This is a genomic window from Paraglaciecola psychrophila 170 (assembly GCF_000347635.1).
Taxonomy (GTDB): Bacteria; Pseudomonadota; Gammaproteobacteria; order Enterobacterales; family Alteromonadaceae; genus Paraglaciecola; species Paraglaciecola psychrophila.
Map to the genome: position 1 here is coordinate 575,331 of NC_020514.1, position 22,513 is coordinate 597,843.

At 41.1% G+C, this 22,513-nt stretch carries 21 protein-coding genes and 1 pseudogene; 9 read left to right on the forward strand and 13 right to left on the reverse strand.

Annotated features, from left to right (window positions below; translation table 11 throughout):
* Positions 1–20 precede the first annotated feature (20 nt).
* From C427_RS02545 to C427_RS02575, 6 genes are all read right to left on the reverse strand, one after another.
* On the reverse strand, positions 21–242 hold the full coding sequence (locus C427_RS02545; protein WP_007640563.1) for a hypothetical protein: 222 nt from the start codon (positions 240–242) through the stop codon (positions 21–23).
* A gap of 208 nt (positions 243–450) precedes the next feature.
* The gene (locus C427_RS02550; RefSeq protein WP_007640564.1) at positions 451–993 is read right to left on the reverse strand and encodes a hypothetical protein; all 543 of its coding nucleotides are present in this window, start codon (positions 991–993) and stop codon (positions 451–453) included.
* A 450-nt stretch (positions 994–1,443) separates the two neighbouring features.
* Complete coding sequence (locus C427_RS02560) at positions 1,444–1,737, reverse strand: hypothetical protein (protein WP_007640567.1); 294 nt, start codon at positions 1,735–1,737, stop codon at positions 1,444–1,446.
* A 124-nt stretch (positions 1,738–1,861) separates the two neighbouring features.
* Positions 1,862–2,314, reverse strand: a complete 453-nt coding sequence (locus C427_RS02565) for a hypothetical protein (RefSeq protein ID WP_007640569.1) — start codon at positions 2,312–2,314, stop codon at positions 1,862–1,864.
* 422 nt (positions 2,315–2,736) lie between these two features.
* Complete coding sequence (locus C427_RS02570; protein WP_015430361.1) at positions 2,737–3,204, reverse strand: hypothetical protein; 468 nt, start codon at positions 3,202–3,204, stop codon at positions 2,737–2,739.
* A gap of 163 nt (positions 3,205–3,367) precedes the next feature.
* A complete protein-coding gene (locus tag C427_RS02575; RefSeq protein ID WP_015430362.1) occupies positions 3,368–3,814 on the reverse strand; it encodes a hypothetical protein in 447 nt (148 codons plus the stop codon).
* A 369-nt stretch (positions 3,815–4,183) separates the two neighbouring features.
* On the opposite strand from C427_RS02575, the gene C427_RS02580 reads away from it, so the two are divergent.
* Positions 4,184–5,446, forward strand: a complete 1,263-nt coding sequence (locus tag C427_RS02580) for an IS110 family RNA-guided transposase (RefSeq protein WP_007636175.1) — start codon at positions 4,184–4,186, stop codon at positions 5,444–5,446.
* A 32-nt stretch (positions 5,447–5,478) separates the two neighbouring features.
* Here the strand turns inward: C427_RS02580 and C427_RS02585 are convergent, their stop codons facing one another.
* The 4 genes from C427_RS02585 to C427_RS02600 form a co-directional block, all read right to left on the reverse strand.
* Positions 5,479–6,168, reverse strand: coding sequence for a hypothetical protein (locus C427_RS02585; protein WP_015430363.1), 690 nt, complete (start codon positions 6,166–6,168; stop codon positions 5,479–5,481).
* A 128-nt stretch (positions 6,169–6,296) separates the two neighbouring features.
* Positions 6,297–6,689 carry an SMI1/KNR4 family protein gene (locus C427_RS02590; protein ID WP_007636179.1) on the reverse strand — a complete coding sequence of 131 codons (393 nt, stop codon included), beginning with the start codon at positions 6,687–6,689 and terminating at the stop codon, positions 6,297–6,299.
* Positions 6,690–7,089: 400 nt separating this feature from the next.
* Positions 7,090–7,335: a hypothetical protein gene (locus C427_RS02595; protein WP_226991079.1), complete on the reverse strand. Its 246-nt coding sequence runs from the start codon at positions 7,333–7,335 to the stop codon at positions 7,090–7,092.
* Between the two features lie 106 nt (positions 7,336–7,441).
* Positions 7,442–7,738 (reverse strand): hypothetical protein, encoded by a 297-nt coding sequence (locus tag C427_RS02600; RefSeq protein ID WP_007636182.1) that lies wholly within the window; start codon positions 7,736–7,738, stop codon positions 7,442–7,444.
* Positions 7,739–8,269: 531 nt separating this feature from the next.
* Here C427_RS02600 and C427_RS26160 point away from each other — a divergent pair.
* Positions 8,270–9,242: pseudogene (locus C427_RS26160) on the forward strand (integron integrase).
* 10 nt (positions 9,243–9,252) lie between these two features.
* On the opposite strand, the gene C427_RS02615 reads toward C427_RS26160, so the two are convergent.
* From C427_RS02615 to C427_RS02625, 3 genes are all read right to left on the reverse strand, one after another.
* Entirely contained in the window at positions 9,253–10,845 is a 1,593-nt protein-coding gene (locus C427_RS02615; protein WP_007636188.1) for a hypothetical protein, read from the reverse strand.
* Between the two features lie 259 nt (positions 10,846–11,104).
* Positions 11,105–13,594, reverse strand: a complete 2,490-nt coding sequence (locus C427_RS02620) for a LamG domain-containing protein (RefSeq protein ID WP_007636190.1) — start codon at positions 13,592–13,594, stop codon at positions 11,105–11,107.
* Between the two features lie 2 nt (positions 13,595–13,596).
* Entirely contained in the window at positions 13,597–14,829 is a 1,233-nt protein-coding gene (locus C427_RS02625; RefSeq protein WP_007636200.1) for a hypothetical protein, read from the reverse strand.
* Between the two features lie 794 nt (positions 14,830–15,623).
* On the opposite strand from C427_RS02625, the gene C427_RS02630 reads away from it, so the two are divergent.
* The 7 genes from C427_RS02630 to C427_RS02660 are packed head-to-tail and all read left to right on the forward strand — an operon-like array spanning position 15,624 to position 22,513.
* On the forward strand, positions 15,624–18,377 hold the full coding sequence (locus C427_RS02630; protein ID WP_226991080.1) for an HzsA-related protein: 2,754 nt from the start codon (positions 15,624–15,626) through the stop codon (positions 18,375–18,377).
* A 26-nt stretch (positions 18,378–18,403) separates the two neighbouring features.
* Positions 18,404–19,357: a hypothetical protein gene (locus C427_RS26165; RefSeq protein ID WP_015430365.1), complete on the forward strand. Its 954-nt coding sequence runs from the start codon at positions 18,404–18,406 to the stop codon at positions 19,355–19,357.
* A complete protein-coding gene (locus C427_RS02640) occupies positions 19,263–19,889 on the forward strand; it encodes an outer membrane beta-barrel domain-containing protein (protein WP_051075181.1) in 627 nt (208 codons plus the stop codon). Before C427_RS26165 ends, C427_RS02640 begins: the two co-directional genes overlap by 95 nt.
* 30 nt (positions 19,890–19,919) lie before the next feature.
* Positions 19,920–20,462, forward strand: a complete 543-nt coding sequence (locus C427_RS02645; RefSeq protein ID WP_007636213.1) for a TlpA family protein disulfide reductase — start codon at positions 19,920–19,922, stop codon at positions 20,460–20,462.
* A 3-nt stretch (positions 20,463–20,465) separates the two neighbouring features.
* Positions 20,466–20,720: a DUF4266 domain-containing protein gene (locus C427_RS02650; protein WP_007636214.1), complete on the forward strand. Its 255-nt coding sequence runs from the start codon at positions 20,466–20,468 to the stop codon at positions 20,718–20,720.
* Between the two features lie 40 nt (positions 20,721–20,760).
* A complete protein-coding gene (locus C427_RS02655; protein WP_007636215.1) occupies positions 20,761–21,894 on the forward strand; it encodes a DUF3570 domain-containing protein in 1,134 nt (377 codons plus the stop codon).
* Positions 21,895–21,934: 40 nt separating this feature from the next.
* On the forward strand, positions 21,935–22,513 hold the full coding sequence (locus C427_RS02660) for a hypothetical protein (RefSeq protein ID WP_007636216.1): 579 nt from the start codon (positions 21,935–21,937) through the stop codon (positions 22,511–22,513).

Sequence of the window (22,513 nt, forward strand, 5' to 3'; positions counted from 1 at the left end):
CTCACGAGTTGTTATAACTGCTATTTTAAATTTTGCGATATCATCCGAGGCGGTATCTTAGACAAGATCTTGGTTCCACCAAGGCCATATGCAATAAACGGAGACATACCATATAAATAAAACGCAATCACATAATATCCACCATTGCCACCAAACTCACCTCTGCTATATGCGATGTATCCAACATATAAACCGGCTACGCCTAAAACTAAGCTTAATATACGAAAAATCACCTCTCTCATTTTGCCCTACTCCCTCTCTATAATATTTTTATCGACTTTTAATACCAACGAAGAAATTAATTTTTCCGTATATTCTTTTATTCCGTTCACTACCAGTAATACGGGCTTATAACGCTTCGCATAAACAGCGGAGCAAGTTGGACGCTTTTTTACTCAGTTTGTTTTGCAAAAAAACGGCCTACTTGCGGAGTCTAGTTTTATGCGTTTGTTAGGCGCCTTTGATTAGTTTTGGGAAGTTTTCGTTTTGAACAATCTTGCCAATCAAATTTTGGACTGCTGGCATCAAAGCTTGGGCTGTTTGATTACAAGCAGTCTCTCCATAAAAGCTACTTGTAAAAGAGTAACTTTCTTTAACGGATATGGACTCTCCATTAGAGGAATTCAATGTCATAGCGATATCCCAGCTACCTGATGCAGAGGAGAAGTCGATAGAATCTAATATGCCAGTGAGGGTTATAGGAGCATCACCGTCGAAAGCCTCTGCCATTTTTAACTCATCAATAAATGCCTTACGAATGAATCCTTCAAACGATTGGCCATCTGGAGTTTTTATTGGCCCAACACCTCTACACATAATACTAGTTTGGCTTTCCCCGGAATTACTGAACTCACCAACATTAATATTAGAATCAGCCATTTTCTTTAATGATGAAATATTGTCTACCGATACAGCATAGCGATTAACTGAGTACGTGGAACACCCTGAAACTCCTAAAAGTACAAGAGTGACTAAACCTATTTTTTTTAACATTTTTATGTTTCCTTTTTATATTTAAATATCCGATTTACTTCGAATTTTTGCCTAACGCTTCACAGCAGCCGCGCCGCAGTTTGGCGTCGGATGACTGTGCTTGTTAGGCTTAAATTGCATATCCACTAATTTAAACCTTCGGTAAGTCGCGTTTAAAGACCAATATTAATAAATAAATTAAAGCGATTGGCGGGATGAATGCAGTGAAAAAACCGATAACGGAAACAAGTATCGGTGTTTCAGTTTTTCTGCGGCCTAGGTATAAACTTATACTCGCCATAAAAACGCCTAACCCAACAATAAAAAAAAGCAGTTGCGAGGGACTAATTCCAAACATTTTATTTAATTCCTTTTTTAAGCCTAACGCCTACTTAAGCGGAAAAATATAGTTGGCTAAAATGTTGAACGAAGTAAAACAGCCAACTGTATTTTTTCCGTTTGAAGTTCTTGTTATGTGTTGGACTCTTCGCTAGTGCTCATTAGAACCAAGCGGAACTCCCCAAAGTTTTTACCAAGAATAAGCTTTAATGGAATGATTGAAATTCCTAGGCCGATTAAGAAGCCAATGGGTTGAACAATTAACTTAATAATATCTGTAGAAGTACCAAGCATACCTAGAATAAAACCTAAAACACCGCCGATAATAGCACCAATAATAACAGCTCCGATAATTGCTATGATGTTACGCCAAAGATATGACCACCAAATTCTAGCTGCTCGTTTCCATGTTATTTCTAATTCCATTTAATACTCCTTAATTTGATTGATATTGACACATAACGCCCTGTTAAGGGGCAAATTGTAGTTGGCTATAATGTGAAGCGAAGCGGAACCAGCCAACTGTAATTTGTCCCACTTGAACAGCTTGTTAGAAGTGCTTTACTTCGTACTCTTTTGTCTTATTTTTAAGAACTGAAATCATTGATTTAGATAACATTGCTAAAGGCTCGACTAGCTCCATATACTTTTCAAAATAAGTTCCTCGCATACTGATTGGGAGCCGATTTCCAATTTTAGCTAAACTAGGTGAAAGGTAGGGGATATCGGTATGAGCGAATAACTTTGACCGATACTCAATTGCTAACCTATGAACTTCAAGATCCGTAACCCAATTTTCGTCTAAACGCCAATTATGCTTCTTATGGACTGCTTTATTTCCAGAGAAAGGTCTAGCGTAAGCTATAACCGCAGCTTTAAATAAAGCCATTTTAATTTCATTGTTATCACTACTTTCTAGTAATTCAAGTGTTTCAGCACATTCAAAAAAATCTTGAATCGCGAATCGAAAGAAAACATATCGTTCTTGAGTTTCATCTTTCATAGATATCTAAATACACCTAAATTTGATAGCACTACTAACGATTCACAGCAGCCGCGCCGCAGTTTGGCGTCGGATGGCTGTGCTTGTTAGTGCCCACGGTACAGGCAGGCGCTTGATTGATGTGACTAGCTAACATGCGGTGCCGTAACTTTTTGAAGTGGAACTTTCTGTAGAACAACATTGATAAAACTGAAGATATTGAAAATATGTGATGACCAACTCCCTGGTTATGGTGCTACGAACTTACCAACTTCACGTAACTAAAAACTAACAGATTTGTGTACCTACTGGCAAGTAACAACGATGAAAACGGATAGGGCTACTAACGCTTCGCATAAACAGCGGAGCAAGTTGGGCGCTTTTTTGCGCCGTGTGACTTGCAAAAAACCGGCCTGCTTGGGGAGTCAGGTTTAATGCGTTTGTTAGGCATTACTAGCACTTAATAGATATTTTTCAGCTTCTTCAATAGAATTAATTACATATTCTTTAGATACGCATATCAGCGTTTCATGAAATGTGACTCCCGGAATATCACTAATCTTTTTTATGTCAACCGCATGCGAACCAGCATGAATAATACTGTTTCTAATAACTCTTAATTTTTGTAAGTTAATATACTCTTTATTAACATCATCCATATTTACACCAGCAACCTTTACTAGGTATTTATGATAAACAGCAAATTCATCATCTGCTTTAATGTCTTTGAACTTTAAATTTAATTTAAGGCTTAGCTGTTTTTGTTTACATATTTGTTTTAGCCAAAAGTCTAGGCAACTATAAAGATTACACAACATATCCAATTTTACATATGATGTGAAATGACCTAAATCTGAAAACTCAGTTGAAGTGCCTACAACTTCAAAAATTTTGTGAAAATATATTCTCAAATCATTAATGTCATCTGCAATCCGATTTTTTCATGCCCATGCGTGATTGATGCCTAGCGCCTTAATAAGCGGGCGCGAAATTGTTGGGTAAAATTGGGAGGAACGAAGATAGTCAGCTGTTTAGCGTCCGTTTGAGTAACTTGTTACATGCCTCTATATTAGGCTACTGTAGCGTTCTTTCTAACTGTGTGAAAAATGCCCACGTACCACCAATAAGACAAATCCAGTTTAATGTAGCCTTAAAATTCTGCATTACCTCTGATAGAGATGGACTTATTTCTAAAACTAAACTGTATAATTCTTCGTAGTTTTCTGGACTAGCGGTTTTTAATGTTTTAAAGAAAACAGCCAGTTCAGCCTCTTTTATATCTAAGAATTGTTCTCTAATTTTTTGAAGTTCAGATTTCACTGTTTCTGGTGTGTAGTTAAAAACATCAGCAAAACTACCACACTTAGGGCAACTCATACGATTACCTGACATATTTATATTTGGGTAAGGACCATTTATTAATTGCTCTGAAGTTAATTCACATACAAGAAAAGAATTCGCGAGAAAGGTATGTTTACAATTAGGGCACGCTGCTGCAGGACTCCATGTGATACTTTTCATTATAACTCCTTAGGTTGATACTTACGTTGGCATGTAACGCTTCATTAAGAGGCAAACAAATAGCTGGTTAAAATAGTGAACGCAGTGAACAAAACCAGCTGTTTTTTGTCCTGCTTGAATGACTTATAGTTCGACCAAGCCACTTAATCTAACAAAGTAACTTACTATTATATTAGGTGGAACATGCTTCTGTTGGTTACGAATATTTAATGGCAAACATTAAATGTTTCTAACAAGACGTTCGAGCCAACAGAGCAACTCATTTCAAAACGCATACTCAGGGATTGCCGACCACGACTATCTATAAGACCTGCGAGAAACGAGATTTAAGCACATTCCATCTGTAACATTACTCGGAGGAGCTGCAAAATGAAAGCATATAATATTAATGATTTCGCTGCTTTAATCGGCATTGATTGGGCAGATACAAAACATGACATATGTGAATATCCTATCAACACACAAAAGTACCATTATTGTATTATTAAGAGTAAACCTGAAGCGTTTCATGACTGGGCAATGAGCCTTAAACAGCGCTACCCAAATCAACAAATTGCCGTGGCTTGCGAACTAAAAAAAGGTCCTCTTATTTATGCCTTAGCAAAATATAGCCACCTAACCTTATTTACCATTAACCCGTCATCCGTGGCTAATTACCGTAAAGCTTTTACGCCAAGTAACGCGAAAGATGACCCTTCTGATGCACTCATTCAAGTCGAAATACTTACACTGCATATGGACAAGCTCACCGTCATTGAACCCGAGTCAGCGGCTATGCGCTCACTTGCACAGTTAGTTGAGTACCGTCGGAGCTTAGTTCAAGATAGCGTGGATTTATCCAATAAAATAACCGCCACCTTAAAGAATTATTATCCTCAAGCACTTGAATGGTTTAAAGAAAAAGACACCTTCATCTTCTGTGACTTTATCAGTAAATGGCCATCACTTACCAAAGTTAAAAGAGTAAAAAAACAAACACTCTTAGACTTTTTCAACAGCCATAACTCACATTATTCTCAGGTAAATGATGCACGTATCTTAAGCATCAAAAGTGCTATGCCATTAACCGAAGACATCGGCGTGATAGAACCGAACCAACTATTAGTTGAAGTGCTCATTGCACAATACAGAGTCTTACTAAAGGGAATTGAGTCGTTAGATAAAGCCATAAAACTGGCCTACAAGTCGCACGATGACAAGGTGATTTTTGACAGTTTCCCAGGTGCTGGCCCTCAACTAGCCCCAAGATTATTAGTGGCCTTTGGGAGTAATAGAGAGCGTTATAAAGATGCGAGTGAACTGCAAAAGTATGCCGGTATTGCGCCTGTCATTGAGCGAAGCGGAAAGAAAATGTGGACACATTGGCGCTATAGTTGTCCGACCTTTTTAAGGCAAACCTTTGTGGAATGGGCTGGTTTTTCGATACGTTATTCATTTTGGGCTAAGGCTTATTATGAACAACAAAAGAGCAAAGGAAAACCACATAACAGCATCATCAGATCGCTAGCTTTCAAGTGGATTAGGATACTATTTAGGTGCTGGAAAACAAGTATGCCATACGATGAGTCAAAATACTTAGAGGCCCTAAAACGAAGAGGCTCGCCTCTATTAAAATTTGCGGTAAATAGCTAATTTATACTTGTTGTCCACCTCAGGGCGTGTTGTTATAAGCCAACTTTTGGAAGTTTATCAGTTTTAGTTAGCTCGAAACTTTTCAAGTTTAGTATTGTTGAATATGACACACCAGCCTTTTGATAAACTAGGAATAATTCCATTTTATTTAGCATTGTATGATCCACTATAGACTCCACTTCTTGTATTAATTCCTTATAACCCGAACCATCAGGTTGTGTAATAGCTATTGTTGTTAAATCACCAGCAGATAAGCGATTATCATTATCTGAGTCAAGTTGAACAAGTTGATATAAGATTGCAATAATAGGTTGTTTTGAATCGTAATCTCCTTTTCTTAATTTATCACTGCGTTCAATTAAATAATTTGTATGATCAAACAACCACGTTTTTTGAGATGTTTCAGTGTTTATAAATAAGTGATTTCTTGTTGAGTTTGACGATTTACTGAAATAAGCACGATCAAATGATTGATCAGAATAAAGTGGAATCATTAGCACTTTCCCATCATTTATTTGAGTTAGTTGTCCGAATCTCCAGTTTTCTTTTATTTCAGCATTTTCTTCAATATTTACAATATTTCTGGTTGTTCTTTCTCTCGTCACATCCTGAAAAAGTTTAAATACGACAAATAAAAGAACACCAACAGCAAGTACGCCCGCGACTGAAATTACTAGCCCGTTGAAGCGCCAAACTAATTTAAAAAACTTATTTTCTTCCATGATACTCCAAACCTAGTATTGGCTTATAACGCTTCGCATAAACAGCGGAGCAAGTTGGGCGCTTATTTTGCGCTGTTTGTTTTTGCAAAAAAATCGACCCACTTGTGGAGTCAGGTTTAATGCGTTTGTTATAAGCACGTTAACTCATTGAAGTCGCTAGCTACTTTATCAATTTCGCCAGTTTCGTGCGACCAAATATAGATAGAATCACTATAGTTACTATTTTGCTTAAGTAGGACTAGTTGATCACCGCATCCGTTGCCAGCTATAGCCAGCGCGTTTGAAGGAAAATTCCTGAAGCCTTCGCAGGATTTGGTTTCAGTGATAATATGATTGCAAGTACGTGCGATGCGCTTTCTATCAGATTTATCAAGAATAGGATACTGCTCCCAAACATCACCAGAAACTTCAATTTCACCACCGTTATTTTCTAGCATTGCAGCTTTGTAATTTACGGGGAGGTTTGCTTCTAATTCTGTTTCAGCCTGAAGTATGAACTTCTCTTCTAGGTTGAATGCCACACTTAACTCCTTTAGTGCTTATAACGATTCACAGCAGCCGCGCCGCAGTTTGGCGTCGGATGACTGTGCTTGTTAGTGCCCACGGTACACGAGGGCACTTGATTGATTTGATTAACTAACATGCAGCGTTAGCCCTTTTTGAAGTAAACGGTAAGCAAAGCAACAGAGCAAAACCTGAAGATATTGAAAATAAGTGATGACCTTCTCCCTGGTTATACTGCGACAACCTAACCGACGGTAATTAACTAAAAACTATCAGACTTGTGTGCCCACTTGCAAGTAAGCACTGTGAAAAATGAACAGAGCTACTAACGCCCTGTTAATGGGCAAAATATAGTTGGCTAAAATAAGCGACGAAGGAGCAAAAGCCAACTGTATTTTGTCCTTGTTAAACAGCTTGTTATGTTTTGTTTTTACCAAACTTTCGAATTAGAAATTTTAGAAGAAACACACCTAAAATAATAATTGAAGTCCAAAAACTTAATAAGTAAACCACTACAACAGTTGGGCCAGATGAAACAGCAAATAAACCACAATCGTACCCACATGTTTCCATTCGATACATGGCCGAAGCAAAAATCATCAAGCTTAACCCAAAAACTACCGAATAAAATACTTTCTCTTTTCGGCTAAACAACTTATCCATAAGTTAACTCGTCTAATGAAAAACATAACGCCTACAATAACGGGAAAAGCTAAGCGACAGCGAGGCTTTTTCCCAATGAGCGAAGCGAATGTTGTTTATTGTTTTGTTAGGTAACATTGCTGACACTACCTTGTTTGTCACCTAACTTACCACCAAGTGATAATGCAGCTAGCACCCCTAGAACTTGAAATGGCATAAGTAAGAAGCCACCAACTAAAAACGCTTGAAGTATATGACCATCGATGAGACCAGTGATAATAAAATAACTGATAAAAAGAGTGTTTAGAACTAACAGAATAATAGCCTTTGGATTTGGTAATTTACGTTTAAACAACAAACCCACACTGATCAGAAATATCAATGGAGTTGTAAAAAACGAGATAGCCAATATTTCCGTTCCCATATTTGTTACCTAACGCTTCAAAGCACTGGCGCGCGCTTTTTGCGCGTCCGTGTGCCTTTGCTTGTTAGTGCCCACGGTACACGCAAGCACTTGATTAATTTTATAACTGACAAGCAACACCACAACTTGCTGAAGTAGAAGATTGAATTTACCTGCGGTAGTGAAGTTGAAATGTGTGATGTAAATGTGATGACCAACTTCCTTTTAATGGTGTGACTGATTGCCACACACTGCCGAGCTAAAAACTTACCAGTTTACGTACCCAATTACCAGTAGCCACATTGAATAACGGATAGGGCTACTAACAATTTATTCGACGACATAAAGGGATCTTTCACGCAACCTCTATGTCGTCTATAGTTCAGACCATATTTTTACTCGGCCCCTACGTATCTCTTTTATAAACGTTTTCATCCAACCAAGCAAAAGATAATTGCTGAAATACCCCAGAATGTCCACGATCTGCTCTTATTGGACAAATCACATTATACTGTCTATAAATACAGTATAATTTATCACAAGGACGTTCCCATGAACAACTCCCCGTTTTTGCAACATATCATCGAAACCATGCGTGAAAAACGTTATGCCAAACGCACGATAGAGGCTTATCTCTATTGGATAAAATTCTATATTAATTTTCACAACAAACAGCACCCCGCTCAGCTAAATGACAGTGATGTTGAAGCCTTTCTAAATTTTCTGGTGAATAAAAGAAAAGTGGCTGCGCAGACTCAAGCAGGTGCATTAAATGCGCTAAGTTTTTTGTATAAGGCCATTATTTAAAAACCGTTGACGATGAAACTAAATTTTGTTCGCAGCCAACGCCAACAAAAGCTGCCAGTGGTATTAACCGTAGACGAAGTTAAACACTTACTTAAACAAATTAGCGCCGGTTACTATTTGCCTGCAAGTTTATTGTACGGTAGCGGATTAAGATTAATGGAGGCCACTAGACTCAGGGTAAAGGATATCGATTTTGACTACCATTGCGTAAGAGTATGGAATGGCAAGGGCGGAAAACATCGAGTTGTCACCCTTGCAAGTGAATTAGAAAATCCGATTCATAGTCAAATTGTTAAGGTAAAGCAGTATCTGCAATTAGACTTAAACAATACACAATTTGCTGGTGTTTGGATGCCTCACGCATTGCAATTAAAATATCCGTCTGCCAATAAAAGTTTGAACTGGCAATACTTATTTCCCTCAGCAAAACTGAGTATTGATCCTGAAAGTCAAAAACTTAGGCGCCACCATATCAATGAAAAACAAATACAGCGAAATATTACTTTTGCGGCCGGTAAAGCTTGTATAGAAAAACATGTCACACCTCACACCTCACACCTTGCGCCATTCATTTGCCACCCACCTCTTACAATTAGGCGCAGACATCCGCACTGTACAAGATCAACTAGGCCATGCTGACTTACGTACCACACAAATTTACACCCATATTTTGCAGCGCGGAGGTAATTCTGTGGTGAGTCCACTTTCTAGGCTTTGAACACGGCCTCTTAGGCAATTACCCCATTAACAATAGGCTCAAATGCGGTAAGACTATCCATTAATACAGCACTACCCAAACCATTTTGTGGGAATATATTGGCAAAGTTGCCTTGTTCACCGTGTAGCGCCATATAATTTAAAACCACTGTTTCTACTAATAAATTAACGTTGTTCGCGGCGGGTGTGGCAGCCGTTTCGACTGATGCGTCTTTGCGCATATAGCCAATTTGTTGGTGTTGGGCTTGTGTTTCAGCCGTTGCGCCTATTAATTGTGGTGTGCCGCCGGGGTTGTAGACTAAAAAGAACGATGATGCGGTAGATGAATTGTCACCTGTCCACACGCCTTTGCCGCGACCATTAATTGAATCATCTATCATGCCGTTACTGGCCACTGAGCCGTCACTGCATACATACATCATAAGTGGCACGCCTACTCGTGCGGCATATTCTAAGCAGGCTCCCATACATCGGCCTGCCCGTAAATCGCGCACTTCGCCTGTGGCTCTGTCACCTGTGTGATAATCAAACCCACCCATGGTGATAGTGCCTGCTCCTGCAAAACCGTTGATCACTAATTTCATGGTCGAGGCAGTTTTTCGAAATTCACTATCACCGTCAAACTCTTGTTGGCTGAAAATACCGCTTTCGCCTACTATGTCGGCATCAAGCTCAGGATTAAGAGAGGAGGGGTCGCCAAATCTGTCGGCGATATCCGCACTTTTTACATAGCCACAATTGACAAGATCTTTTAACACATCGTCTGTGGTAATTTGGGTACTCACTTTGCCGAGTTTCATGGCGCTAATTCGTTGAATCGACTCCATCACAGCGACTGAGTCTTGCTGACTTAATAAACCCACTAAATCCCCTGTATCTACTAAGCCAGTCACATCTGAAGGTCTGTCGACTTTAGTGGGACGCTTGGATGTGTCTATCATGGCAGCGGGTGCCATAGAGTTGCCACCAGAGTCTGAATTGCGGGAACCAATTAAGGTTAACAATGAGCCATCAGAGCCTACTTTATTAATGCCATACATAGGGTTGTGAGGATTATTGCCGGTATCATTTTCAGAGCGTGCAGGAATGACCGCTCCATTGACGTTGGCACGGTTAGTCACATTCAATTTATCCTGAATGCCCCGCAAAAATGCGCTGTCGGAGTGAAAAGCTAAACCCAGTTCGGTATTGATAAAATCACTCAAACCTGTATCTGGATTAGCGATAGAGGGAATGGTGTCGCCGGGTAAACCCAGTTTGCTATAACCTGAGGTACTTAGAAAATCTAATTGTCCACCACGGCCGCCCACTAGCACATTGGAACCTGAAATATTTGCACCACCTGCCAAATCGAATACGATAAAAGGAATTTTTCCAGCGCCTTGGGTGGCAATACCACAGTGACTTTTTAGCGCTTCTAAATCGGGTGATAAAGCAGCATGGGCTTTCCCCGGATTGGCAAACAAACTTAACACTGAACCGCTAAGGACAGTGCCCATACCGGCCATAAAACCCTGAGCGATAAAATCACGGCGCGTCACCGGTTTGGCATGGCAAGCATGATAAAGAGGGTCGTTTAAGCCAATTGGATTCTTGTTGTTCATTTTCACCTCTTTGATTTCATAAATTTATTAGCGCTGATAGTACTGAGAGCACTGAGAGCAACGAGTGCCACATACTGAGAAAAGAGTTTAAGCACTATGCCCTTCCTCTGTGTCCTCTTTTTCCTCTGTGGTGCAAAATGCTTTTGTGCTTTTCATTGATTAAATTTCTAACACCAGCAACGTCTATTAGCACAGAGACCGAGTGAATAAGTTTAACCATCTGTCACTTTTCTGTGCAGTTGATAATTTTATCTAACACTTATTGCATCGTAATTGCAGCACTGCCTAGCGCACCAGCACATACCGCTTTAACGACTGTTTTGGTGTAGTTGGCATCGCATATTTTACCGTTATTGCAGTCGGTTAAACGCGTGATTAAATTATCTAATTCATCGATTACATCGCTGTTAGTTGGCTGGTCGCTTAGACTGGTACCCAACATCCTAGTGGTTAACGGAGTTAACACTAAGTTTCTGTCTTGAGCGGTAAACGCCGACGATGCATTTTGACTAAAATCGAAACCCGTAAAATAGTTGTCTCTTAGGTTTTTGGTCTCTACTAACTGGTCGCAATATTTGATTGCCATTTGTGTGACAGCCATCTGATTAGAAGCTAAAAACCCATCCATATTGGTCACCGAAGGCAGCTGTTGTTTTAACTGTTCAAACGCGGTTTTAACGGCCGAATTGTTCATAGGCACAGTGGTTACTGCCGACATACTGGCATGTATTTCGGCAAAGTTACGGATGCCAATTTGTGATTGTGCTTTTAAGTCAGCGCTGGCAGCTGGGGCAGGGGGATCGGCTTCCACTACCACGTTTGTTTGGTCAGCTAATACTTCAAAGGTCAAGAAAAACTCATCTACCTCAACACCTTTTTCAACGGGGATGATAGTGCCTAAAGCTGATAATATTTGCCCTTGACCTGCTACATAACCAGCTTGAGTGAGTTGAGTATTTAGATTTTGGTATACTTGGCCAACATTGGCTTCGCGCCCATTGATACCGATGCGCATACCTTGCAAGGGGATGTCAGTAATACTGGCACTGCTATCTAAGGTAACAAAAAAGGGGTCGCTGAATAAGTAGCTGTAATTATCAAATTGACTGACTTCTAACACCACATAACTTTGTGCGATGTGGGTGATGTCACTTACTTCGAACAGTAATAAGAATTTTTGACCAATGCCTACATCAAAATTTTGCGCGACTTGCTCTGCACTTAATACCCGATTATGGACAGCGACCATTCTTATTGACCCCGCCCAAGGAATATCTCCTGATACTTCATTACCCAATACAAAGGCATAACTGTCGTTCCAGTCTGCAAAATTGCCTACCTCGGTGGTATCGGTATCACCCGTAAATTGGCCATTAACGAATATTTGTCTACCATTTACCGAGTCATAATTAACCACCACATGTTGTAAACTGGCTTGCAGCACCTCTGCAGCATCAGATGACGACAACGCAGGTTGGCCATTTAAATCTGTTTTATCGGTGCGTAATAGATAATTGTAGTTATATAAGGTTTGGCCTAACGTGAAGTTGCGAGTGTCGGCACCACCCGAATAACTGATGATCCTAGCCGGACCTTCTTGGGTGACATTGGCGGGTACTACCCACGCTTCTATTGCAAATTCACCTGTCGCAGTGATGAGGTTGTGTAACTTTTTACTGCTGGTCGTTGACCCTTGGGCTTTGCCGTTAAGTAGCTGAATACCCCAACCACCTATCCAGCTTACCTCTCCATTTAAAGAGAGGTTAATAGCAGGCTCAACACCGCTGGTATCGAATGCGGTGGTGCCAGAGCCCGTTTTAAATTCCCATTTTGCTATCACATCAGTTTCAAAACGTCCGCCACCTGTGGCAAGTGTGCCATCAAAAATAGTTAAGGCTTTACTGTTGATTAATGCCGCATCTAAATCAGTTACATCAATGCCATCGGCCATATTTTGAAGAGCATTGATAATATCATCTGCGTTACTGCTGCAATCACTCCAACAATTATGAAATTCGTCGCGCACTTTACCTACAAACCTTGCGTTGGCAGGTGTGTCGAGATTAATTCTGGCTTTTGACGCAGCATATGCTTCGTCAATATCACTTGACGCAAAATAAGGTGAAATAGGAATAGTGGCAGAGTTGGTATGGCAATTAGAGCAGTAGGTTTTTAATATTGGGTAAACGTTGGCAGCAAAAAGCTGAGTATCTGCCGGGAAGTTTTTATTCGCACCCGGCTCTTTTGCGACGGGCGCTTCTAGTTGAATTTCGTTAGCGGTACTTTCTGTGGCTCCCCAGTTGCTGATCCAAGTCGTCATAATATCAGCACAAGCGGCGTCACTGGTTAACCAACAGTTGTGGCCCCCTGCTACTTTTGAAACTAAAGATGAATCTTCAGGGGAGGTGAAATTTACCAACGAATTTGCTGCGCTGTAAGCCAAATTAATATCATCATTACGCGCAAAAGCAGGTGACTGATTATCTTGCACATGGCAGGCACCGCAGCGGTCTTGTGAGCTAATGTTGTCCCATAATTCTAATTTGAATTGGGTCACGTCTGGTGTTGATGCTACGGGGCCGGAATAGGTGATAGGTGTATTATCTAAAGGAGCGGGTGCCGGCGTTTGAATCACATCAGCCGAGCCACCACCACAAGCCGTCAGTATCGAAACAATAAATACTAAACCCAATGCTGTAAAAAAATGGCTTAGATTATTTGAAGGTAAAGAGGTCACGTTATGGCTCATTTTTATTCCCCTTTACAGTAGTCAGCGGAGTCGGCAAACACTTGTTTGATGTTGTAGCCGGTGCCCGTAAATGTGTTGGTCATGCTGGTAATTTGTGTTCTGTCTGCGACATCTTGTGGTGAGCGTAAACAGATGTTTTCAAATACTTTGGTGACCTGGCAACTAGCAAACTGTCGGCTGTTGGCTAGCTCTTGGCCCATAGATTTAGCACCGTTACCGTTATCAGGTAACGACTCATCCCAACCTAGGTTCTTATTTAAACCCTGTCGCCAATAATTGCTCCAGTTGTCGTTGTTGGTAATAAAACCATAAGGGAAGTTATTGCTATTAATGTGATATTTACTCTGTGCCCGCGAACCTGTTTCGGCATCGGTTTCGCCAGCTTGGTTGTATTGGAGTGAGCCTTGTTCACCCTCGGGATCGCTGGCAACATTGTACTCGTAGTTATAATAAGCAAATGCCTGCGCGAGTGGATCCATGCCTGAGTGACAGCCCACGCAAGAGTTATTAAATATGCGGCTATCACCACCGGGGCTGCGACTCACATCTTGGCGGATGCGATCGGGACTGCGGCTAGTGTCTTTTAAACCTTCCAAATCAGTGCACATATGATTAATTAAAGTAAAGCGGAACATGGCGCGATTGGTGCCGTCTTTAAAATATGATTTAGCGGCTGCGCGTGAAGTCATCACACCTGCCGTTGCATCTGCAGGTAAGCCTGTCACCGCTGATTGTGTGGTCGCTTGCAACACTTGTTTTAAATCAGCACTTTGGACATCTAAAGCCTGATAATGAGCATTACTAGTGATGGAATACGCAGGTACACCAGCGCTTGCAGCACCTATATATAAAATATCGCCACTGAGTATTTGCCTAAAATCAATTTCGTCGCGAGTGATGCCAATAACCGTCGCAGTGTAGTCATTCAAAGGTGCAAATACATCAGCATCTTCGTTAGTCCAAGGTGTTATCCAGTTTTTTAAGGTCACTGAATAAAAGGCTGGGTTGTCCATTGCGATATCCGCGGCCCCGCGCACATCATCTGCATTAACAAGACTTTCCATTTGATCCAGTACATCGTTATTCGGTGGTACACCTGCCAATCGGTCATGAATGCGTTTGGCTTGTTCTCTTGTGCCGGCATAGGTGTGCGGTAGAGTGGTTAAACTGACAACAATTACTGCCCAACTGACAGCGATTTTAGTTGCGCCAATTTGTCTGACTAGATGTTTCAAGTTTCAACTCCTCTTACCGCCAATAACGATTTATGTGGCTTGTTATGGGTTTTAGTCAATAAATCTATTTATGACAATACTACTGATGCAAGTTAGGTTTGGTAATTCATACCTAAAAACGGAGGGTTAGTTATAAAAAACGTATTTCTTAGTAAACAAGTTCCTAAGAGTAACTCGAATGGCTACAGTCTCTGTAGCGTAAATACCGTACTTATATGGCAGGTGTTTAACGCTTAACCAGCGCATATTCAGCATGTTTAGCATGAATTACGCCATTTAGTTTAATGGCATGAGTTACATAGCGTTTATGGAATGTAGCATCAATAAAATGATGGGTGCATTAGTCAAAGTGTTACTTATATCAGTCTGTTTTTTGAAATGCAGGTGTTTTGATTCGCCTTGCAAAAATTAACTTCTATGATTATCTGTATATTTATCAATGAATTAAGTCTGTTTGGTTAAAGTAATGTTAGTGTCTCTGATTAAATACATTAAATGTGGCGTTGCATGTCATCAAAATTATTATCAATAAAGGGTAGACTAAAATGGCATTATTTTTATCAAGTGCTGTGAAATGTTACGAAGTGCTGAGAGTATAAATTAACGTATTGAATAACATTCCTAATGATAGAACCATAAATTGCTCCCTAAAGCTGTTAATGCAACTATCCATCCCCTGCTAATAGATAAAGGTAGCTGTCTGTAGACAGTTTTTGACTGCAACAGATACTGATAAACTATTTGTGTTTTATTAACGATAGCGAAAACGTTTTATTAACCATAGTGAAAATACCTTGAAGCACTGGTCATTATCAACACTCAACCATTTTAGTCTGACACGCGCAGTCGCTATTCTACTCTGTGTTCAATTTATGGGCTGTGGTGGTGACCAATTATTAACGGCAGAGCAAGAGCCAGATCCAGTGGTAGTAGACGTCCCGATTGCTTATGTTAAACGGCCCGCGCCATTAGATGAAGATTTGGTATTGGTGACGCAAGATTTACGTATTCCGAATGATTTCTTACCCGGCGCGCAGCTATTTATCAAACCAAGGGCATCGGTTAGCGCCCTTGAAAAAAACATTTCAGACGGCGCATTTTTTACTGAAGATGAAATAATTGCGGCATCAGAAACATCCCCCTTAGCCGGTTATGATGTAAAAGATTTATCGGTGTCTTATGACGGCACTCATTTGCTGTTTGCAATGCGCGCACCAGAAATTGAAGATGCTGATGATGACGAACAACCCAGTTGGAATATTTGGGAGTATGACCTAACGGCAGATGCTCTTCGGCGTGTTATCGCTTCTGACTTAGACGCTGGCTTTGGCCAAGATACCTCACCTACCTATTTGCCTGATGGGCGTATTGTTTTTAGTTCGACTCGTCAACAGGCTAATCAAGCGCTTTTATTAGACGAAGGTAAACCTCAATATCAAGGGTTGGATGAAGACCGCGATGAAATTGCCTCTGTTTTACATGTAATGGATGCCGATGGTAGCGACATTCAACAAATATCTTTCAATCAAAGCCATGATCTTAATCCTATGGTGCTTAGTTCAGGCAAAATTTTATTTAGTCGTTGGGATAACGTAGCTAACAACAATAATATTAACATTTATCAAATGAATGCCGATGGCAGTGATTTAGAGATTGTCTATGGCCGACATAGTCATAATAGTGAGCTCTCTGCTGAAGCCTTGCAATTTACCCAATTGACCGAGCAGCCTAATGGCCAGTTATTGGCTGCGCTTCGGCCGTTTGTTAGTAATGGTTGGGGCGGTGAATACGTTAATATCGATATCGCCAATTACATTGATAACACTATGCCACTTGCTTCACAAAGTGGTTTAAACGGCCCGGCGCAAGTATCAGCCTTGTTCGATAATATTTTAATTGATGGCAGTATTTCACCTGGTGGTGTGTTCTTAGCAGTCTATCCACTTTGGGATAATAGCCAAAGGATGTTGTTTAGCTGGAGTCAATGCAGAGTATATGATCCCGAACAAGTTTTAGATGAAAATGAAAATGAAAATGAAAGTGAAAGCGAAAGCGACGTACGCACCATTTTACCCTGTGATGATGAACTGATAGCCAACCCACAAATAGAAACCGCACCGCAGCTGTTTGGATTGTGGATATTTGACCCTATTGACGATACCCAGTTAGTCATAAATGTACCTGAGGAAGGTCAATTTTATACTGATGTGGTGGCCATGCAGCCTCGTGCTTTTCCCGCAGACGCACAACAAGCTGAAGAATTTGACCAAGACTTAGCGAACAATAATTTAGGACGGGTGCACATTAAAAGTGTTTACGACTTTGCGGGTACCGACATCACGGCACAAGGCATTGCAATAATGGCCGACCCCACTCAAACCCCTATTGGCGACAGACCCGCGAGATTTTTGCGAATAGTGAAAGCTGTGTCCATTCCAAACGAAGAGGTGCGAGACTTTGACAACTCTGCATTCGGTCGCAGTCGCAATCAATTGATGCGAGAAATCATTGGTTATGTACCCATTGAGCCTGATGGCTCGGTGTATTTTGAAGCGCCCGCTAATGTGCCTTTAGCCTTCAGTGTATTGGATGTAAACGGCAGGCGAGTAGGTGAGAGGCATCAGAATTGGTTACAGTTAGCTGCGGGTGAAGTACGCACATGTAATGGTTGTCACAGTCAAGACAGCGAAGCCCCTCATGGTCGTGCAGATGCTGAAGCAGATAGTATTAACTTAGGCTCGGCTAATACGGGCAGCCCCTTTCCTAATACTAATCCAATCTTGTTTGCTGATTTAGGCGATACCATGGCGCAAACATCAGGTAGGATTAACGGCATCAATATTCCTTTTCAAGATATCAATTTTGAAGATATCTGGACAGACCCTGCTATGCAAACCCCAGCCAGCAGTTTCGCTTACCGCTATGGCGACTTACAATCGCCCTTACCTATTACTGCGGCTTGTGCGCTTAATTGGACAAGCTTGTGCCGTATTCAAATTAATTTTCCTGAGCATATTCAACCTATATTTTCATTAGACCGGCAGGTGTTTGATGAAGACGGCCTGCCGCTACTTGAAGATCAAAGCTGTTTAAGTTGCCATACACCTGAAGGCGAAGATGGTTTAGCACAAATTCCTGCTGCCCAATTAGATTTGCGTGCAACGCCGTTAACTGACAACCCTGATTTTCTCAGCAGTTATCGAGAATTAATGTTTGGCGATAATGAACAAGAGTTAGTTGAAGGTGCATTACTTGATCGTTTGGTGATTGTCACAGACCAAAATGGCAACACTGTGTTTGAAGTGGATGAAGCAGGTGAGTTAATTTTGAACGCTGAGGGAAATGCTATCCCAGTAACCCGAACTGTGGGGGTGGCTAATAGTATGTCTGTAAATGGCGCGCGTTCGAGCAACCGATTCTTTATTCCTTTTAACACGGGTGGATCCCATGAGGGATGGTTAACGCCCGCTGAGCTAAAGTTATTATCTGAATGGTTAGATATTGGTGGTCAGTATTACAATGATCCCTTTGCGGCACCGCTAAACTGATGTTGATGCACTGCAAACAGGTATTCATGCATTCTTTGAGTTTACTCAAGCTGGGTCTTGGAATATGGCTGACATTAGGGTTAATGGTTAGTCAGGCCTTCGCTGCTGAAAATGTGCAAGTGCAGGTTAAGCAGCCTTACATTGAATTACATTCTGGCCCTGCGGGTGGTTTTCCTGTTATTCATGTTGTGGAAAAAAATCAGTGGATCACGGTATTAAAACGTCGCACCAACTGGTTTAAAGTCGAAACAATAAAAGGTGTGCGAGGCAGTGAAAAAGGACTTGTCGAAGGAAGCTCGGAAGCAAGCTCGGAAAGACGTGGGAAAGGAAATGTTCAAGGCTGGGTAAAACAAGACGCATTACACCTGACCCAAAGTAGTAGTGGCCAACCAGTAAAGCTGTCCGATGGTTCATTTGAGTCTTTTGCCCAGCGTAATGTTGAGTTTGGGGCTTTAGGTGGTTCGTTTGAAGGTGTGCCTTCGATGACCGTATTTGCTGATTGGGTGGCAACTGAAAACTTAGCCGCGGGGATAAGTGTGACCCAAGCGTTAGGTGATTTATCTGAAAATCAATTTTTTTTAATACGAGTGCAACACACCACTTTTCCAGAATGGCGCGTGTCTCCTTATATCACTCTAGGCGCAGGGAAAATCCGTACACAACCTAGAGCCAACTTAGTTCAAAGTGGTGATGAAACTCGCACCAGTGATTTATTGGCTGCAGGTATAGGTTTACGATATTACATGGCACAAAATTTTATGCTTAAGCTTGAATACCAGCACCTTCAAGCATTAACCGACAGAGACATGAACGAGGATTTAGAACAATGGAAATTGGGATTCGCAGTTTTTTCTAGCCGTACTATGCACCGTACTAGGCACAGTGATGAGTTTTTCTGTGCTCGCGCAACAAGGAGCGCAACAAGATGCAGGGGAGCAAAACACGCAACAAGAAACACCACAAAGTGTCATCGAACCTAGCGTTGAACGCCGCGATATTAACGAAGCTAATATCGACTCAGAAAATTTTGAATTTGGCATGTTAGTGGGTGTCATTAGTATAGAAGATTTTTCATCTAGCATGCTGGTCGGCGCGCGCGCTGCTTATCACGTTAATGAAGATTTTTTTGTTGAAGCCACCTATGGACAAGCTGAAGCGGGAGAAACCAGTTTTGAAGTACTCAGTGGTGGTGCGCCATTTTTAACCGATGCAGAACGAGATTACCGCTATTACAACGTGTCATTAGGTTACAACCTCAATGGCGAAACCTTTTTCACAGACCGTTGGGTGTTTAACTCTGCCACTTATCTTACATTAGGCGCCGGCAGCACCGAGTTCGGTGGTGATGAACGATTTACCGTGACATTAGGAGCGGGTTACCGATTGCTGTTGACTGACTTTTTTGCTTTGCACATCAATATGAAAGATCACCTGTTTAACTCTGAGTTAATCGGTGAAGAAAAAACCACCCACAATATTGAATATGGCCTGGGTGCCACGTTCTTTTTTTAGTCAGTTGTTTACTTGTTGAGAGACTACAATATGCCGTTATTTATTAAAAACATTGACCCAAAAACCAGTACCAAACTTTGCCGTCGTTTAGAGTTGGCAGTGGTCTGCATTGTCCTTTTCTTGACTTCTATGAATAGCTTGGCAGTTAATACCAAAGGCCCAGCCCCTGACTTTACGTTAGCCAGTAAAGAGGGAGGCAATGTGCGTTTGCAAGAACAACTTGGCAATGTGGTATTGATCAATTTTTGGGCCTCATGGTGTGGCCCATGCCGTGAAGAATTACCTTATTTGGAAGAGTTACAACAAGAATATGCCGATTTGGGTTTTACCATCTTAGCGGTCAATGTAGACGAAGATCCGTCTAAAGCTAACATCTTGTTAAACGATATTGCTGTTTCTTTTCCTGTGTTATTTGATGTCAATGATAATGTCAGCAAATTGTATGATGTACAGGCTATGCCAACCACTGTGATCGTTGACCGCGATGGTAATCAACGATTGGTGCATTACGGTTATAAAAGTGGCGATGAAGTGAAATACAAACAAGCCGTTAAAGCATTACTTCGGGAGTAGGCAGTGAATGCAATTAAAACCCACTCGTTGCGCTTGTTTTTGACCATGATGGTCATTATGACCTCGGGTTTAACCAGTGGTTGTAGTAGCACCTTTGAACCTTGGGTAAAGCCTTATGAGCGGGACAATCTAGCCGACCCTATCATGAGCATGAATCGTAACCCAGTATCGATGTCTTATACCCACCATGCTTTTCAAGCCCGTGAAGGTGCAAGAGGCGCGGAAGGTGGAGCAGGAGGCGGTTGTGGCTGTAATTAGACGGAAAATGACCCGCCCATCTGGAACACGGCGAAAATTAATGATTCGATTAATATTTGCAAGTCTTGTGCTCAGCTTATTGGTTTGGCAAGCATTTGCTGCCGTGTTACCCCAAGACCGGTCTGATGCGATGTACCATTCCTATCAAGGTGGTGGCATGTCGATTGATGGTCCATCCATTTTGTTACGCAAAAAAATTGGTAATTATGTTTCTGTCTCTGCTAATTATTATGTTGATAGCATTTCTGGCGCATCCATAGACGTGTTGGCTACTGCTAGTCCCTATGAAGAAGAACGCACCGAAAATAGTGTTGGGGTTGATTTCCTGCATAATAAAACCTTGATGAGCCTAAATTACACCACCAGTTCAGAAAACGACTTTGAAGCTGAGTCGATTCACTTAGGGGTTAGCCAAGACTTTTTTGGTGACCTCACCACGCTCACTCTTGGATACTCTAAAGGTAATGATGAAGTGGGTAAAACCGGTGATGATAATTTTCTAGAACTGGCTGAACGACAAAATTACCGACTGGGGATCACTCAGGTTATTACTAAAAATATGATATTAGGATTGAGTGTAGAGAACATATCCGATCAAGGGTATTTGAATAACCCTTATCGTTCAGTGCGCTTTTTAGATGCTAGCAGTGCTCGTGGTTATCGTTTTGAAACCGAAGTTTACCCTAACACTCGCAGAAGTAACGCAGCCGCTATCACCGCTAACTATTATTTACCTTATCGTGCTTCGGTGTATGGCGAAGCCAAGGTATTTTCGGATTCGTGGGGCATCGAAGCGAATACTATTAAGTTGGGTTATATCCATACCTTTGGTGAAGACTGGATTGTGGAATTGCGAGGGCGGCATTATCAACAAGACAAAGCTGATTTTTATCAGGATTTATATACTCGAAGTGCTGAATTTAATTTCCGCGCCCGGGATAAAGAAATGAGTACCTTCAATAACTTGTCTTTGGGTTTAAGCCTAACTTATGAATTCCAATTTTCAGCAGCAAATTTTTTCAAAAAAAGCACCATCAACCTCGACCTTGATCATGTTAACTATGACTATGATGATTTTAGAAATGTGCTAGCGGTAGATGCACCAATAGGTGCAGAGCCGCTTTATCAGTTTTCGGCCAATATCACACGTTTGTACGTGTCCATATTTTATTAGTGCCCTTTGATTGTCCAAAGGCTATAGGAAGTTTAACCGCATGAGTTTTTATTCAGAAAAAGCACCTAAAATTAACAGTGTTCATTGGTTGATATCGTTGCTGGTGGGGTGTTTATTAAGCATCAGTTTAAGCGTCAATGCTCAGCAAAATGAGCCGTTAGCTGAGCAACCCATCAACACTACTGTTACTGAACAATTACAACAACTGAGAAAAGAAGTGGTTGCCCTTAACCGTGATTTGTTTGTGCTAGAAGAGGACTTATTGTTTCCATCTAGCACTCAGGTAGTAGTCTATCTTTCAATGGATGTGGGTGCTTATTTTAACTTAGATGCGGTTGAGCTGAAGATTGATGACAAGGTTGTTACGTACCACCTGTATACCGAAAAACAAATTCAAGCCTTGTTTAAAGGTGGCGTGCAAAAATTACATATCGATAACTTAGCCCAAGGCAAGCATCAACTCACTGCCTTTTTTATCGGTAAAGGACCACAAGATAGAGAGTATAAAAGAGCCACCAGTATCACCTTTACTAAAACTGCAGAGGCTAAATCTTTGGAATTAAGCATTATTGATTCTAGCCTTAAGCAACAGCCTGTTTTTGAGGCGATAGAGCTTTAA

Coding starts and splice junctions, on each gene's coding strand:
- C427_RS02575 (WP_015430362.1), bottom strand. CDS start 3,814: ATGAAAAGTATCACATGGAGTCCTGCAGCAGCGTGCCCTAATTGTAAA.
- C427_RS02585 (WP_015430363.1), bottom strand. CDS start 6,168: ATGGAAGAAAATAAGTTTTTTAAATTAGTTTGGCGCTTCAACGGGCTA.
- C427_RS02595 (WP_226991079.1), bottom strand. CDS start 7,335: ATGGATAAGTTGTTTAGCCGAAAAGAGAAAGTATTTTATTCGGTAGTT.
- C427_RS02655 (WP_007636215.1), top strand. CDS start 20,761: ATGATTCGATTAATATTTGCAAGTCTTGTGCTCAGCTTATTGGTTTGG.
- C427_RS02580 (WP_007636175.1), top strand. CDS start 4,184: ATGAAAGCATATAATATTAATGATTTCGCTGCTTTAATCGGCATTGAT.
- C427_RS02560 (WP_007640567.1), bottom strand. CDS start 1,737: ATGGAATTAGAAATAACATGGAAACGAGCAGCTAGAATTTGGTGGTCA.
- C427_RS02550 (WP_007640564.1), bottom strand. CDS start 993: ATGTTAAAAAAAATAGGTTTAGTCACTCTTGTACTTTTAGGAGTTTCA.
- C427_RS02545 (WP_007640563.1), bottom strand. CDS start 242: ATGAGAGAGGTGATTTTTCGTATATTAAGCTTAGTTTTAGGCGTAGCC.
- C427_RS26165 (WP_015430365.1), top strand. CDS start 18,404: ATGCATTCTTTGAGTTTACTCAAGCTGGGTCTTGGAATATGGCTGACA.
- C427_RS02645 (WP_007636213.1), top strand. CDS start 19,920: ATGCCGTTATTTATTAAAAACATTGACCCAAAAACCAGTACCAAACTT.
- C427_RS02640 (WP_051075181.1), top strand. CDS start 19,263: ATGAGTTTTTCTGTGCTCGCGCAACAAGGAGCGCAACAAGATGCAGGG.
- C427_RS02565 (WP_007640569.1), bottom strand. CDS start 2,314: ATGAAAGATGAAACTCAAGAACGATATGTTTTCTTTCGATTCGCGATT.
- C427_RS02615 (WP_007636188.1), bottom strand. CDS start 10,845: ATGAACAACAAGAATCCAATTGGCTTAAACGACCCTCTTTATCATGCT.
- C427_RS02620 (WP_007636190.1), bottom strand. CDS start 13,594: ATGAGCCATAACGTGACCTCTTTACCTTCAAATAATCTAAGCCATTTT.
- C427_RS02660 (WP_007636216.1), top strand. CDS start 21,935: ATGAGTTTTTATTCAGAAAAAGCACCTAAAATTAACAGTGTTCATTGG.
- C427_RS02600 (WP_007636182.1), bottom strand. CDS start 7,738: ATGGGAACGGAAATATTGGCTATCTCGTTTTTTACAACTCCATTGATA.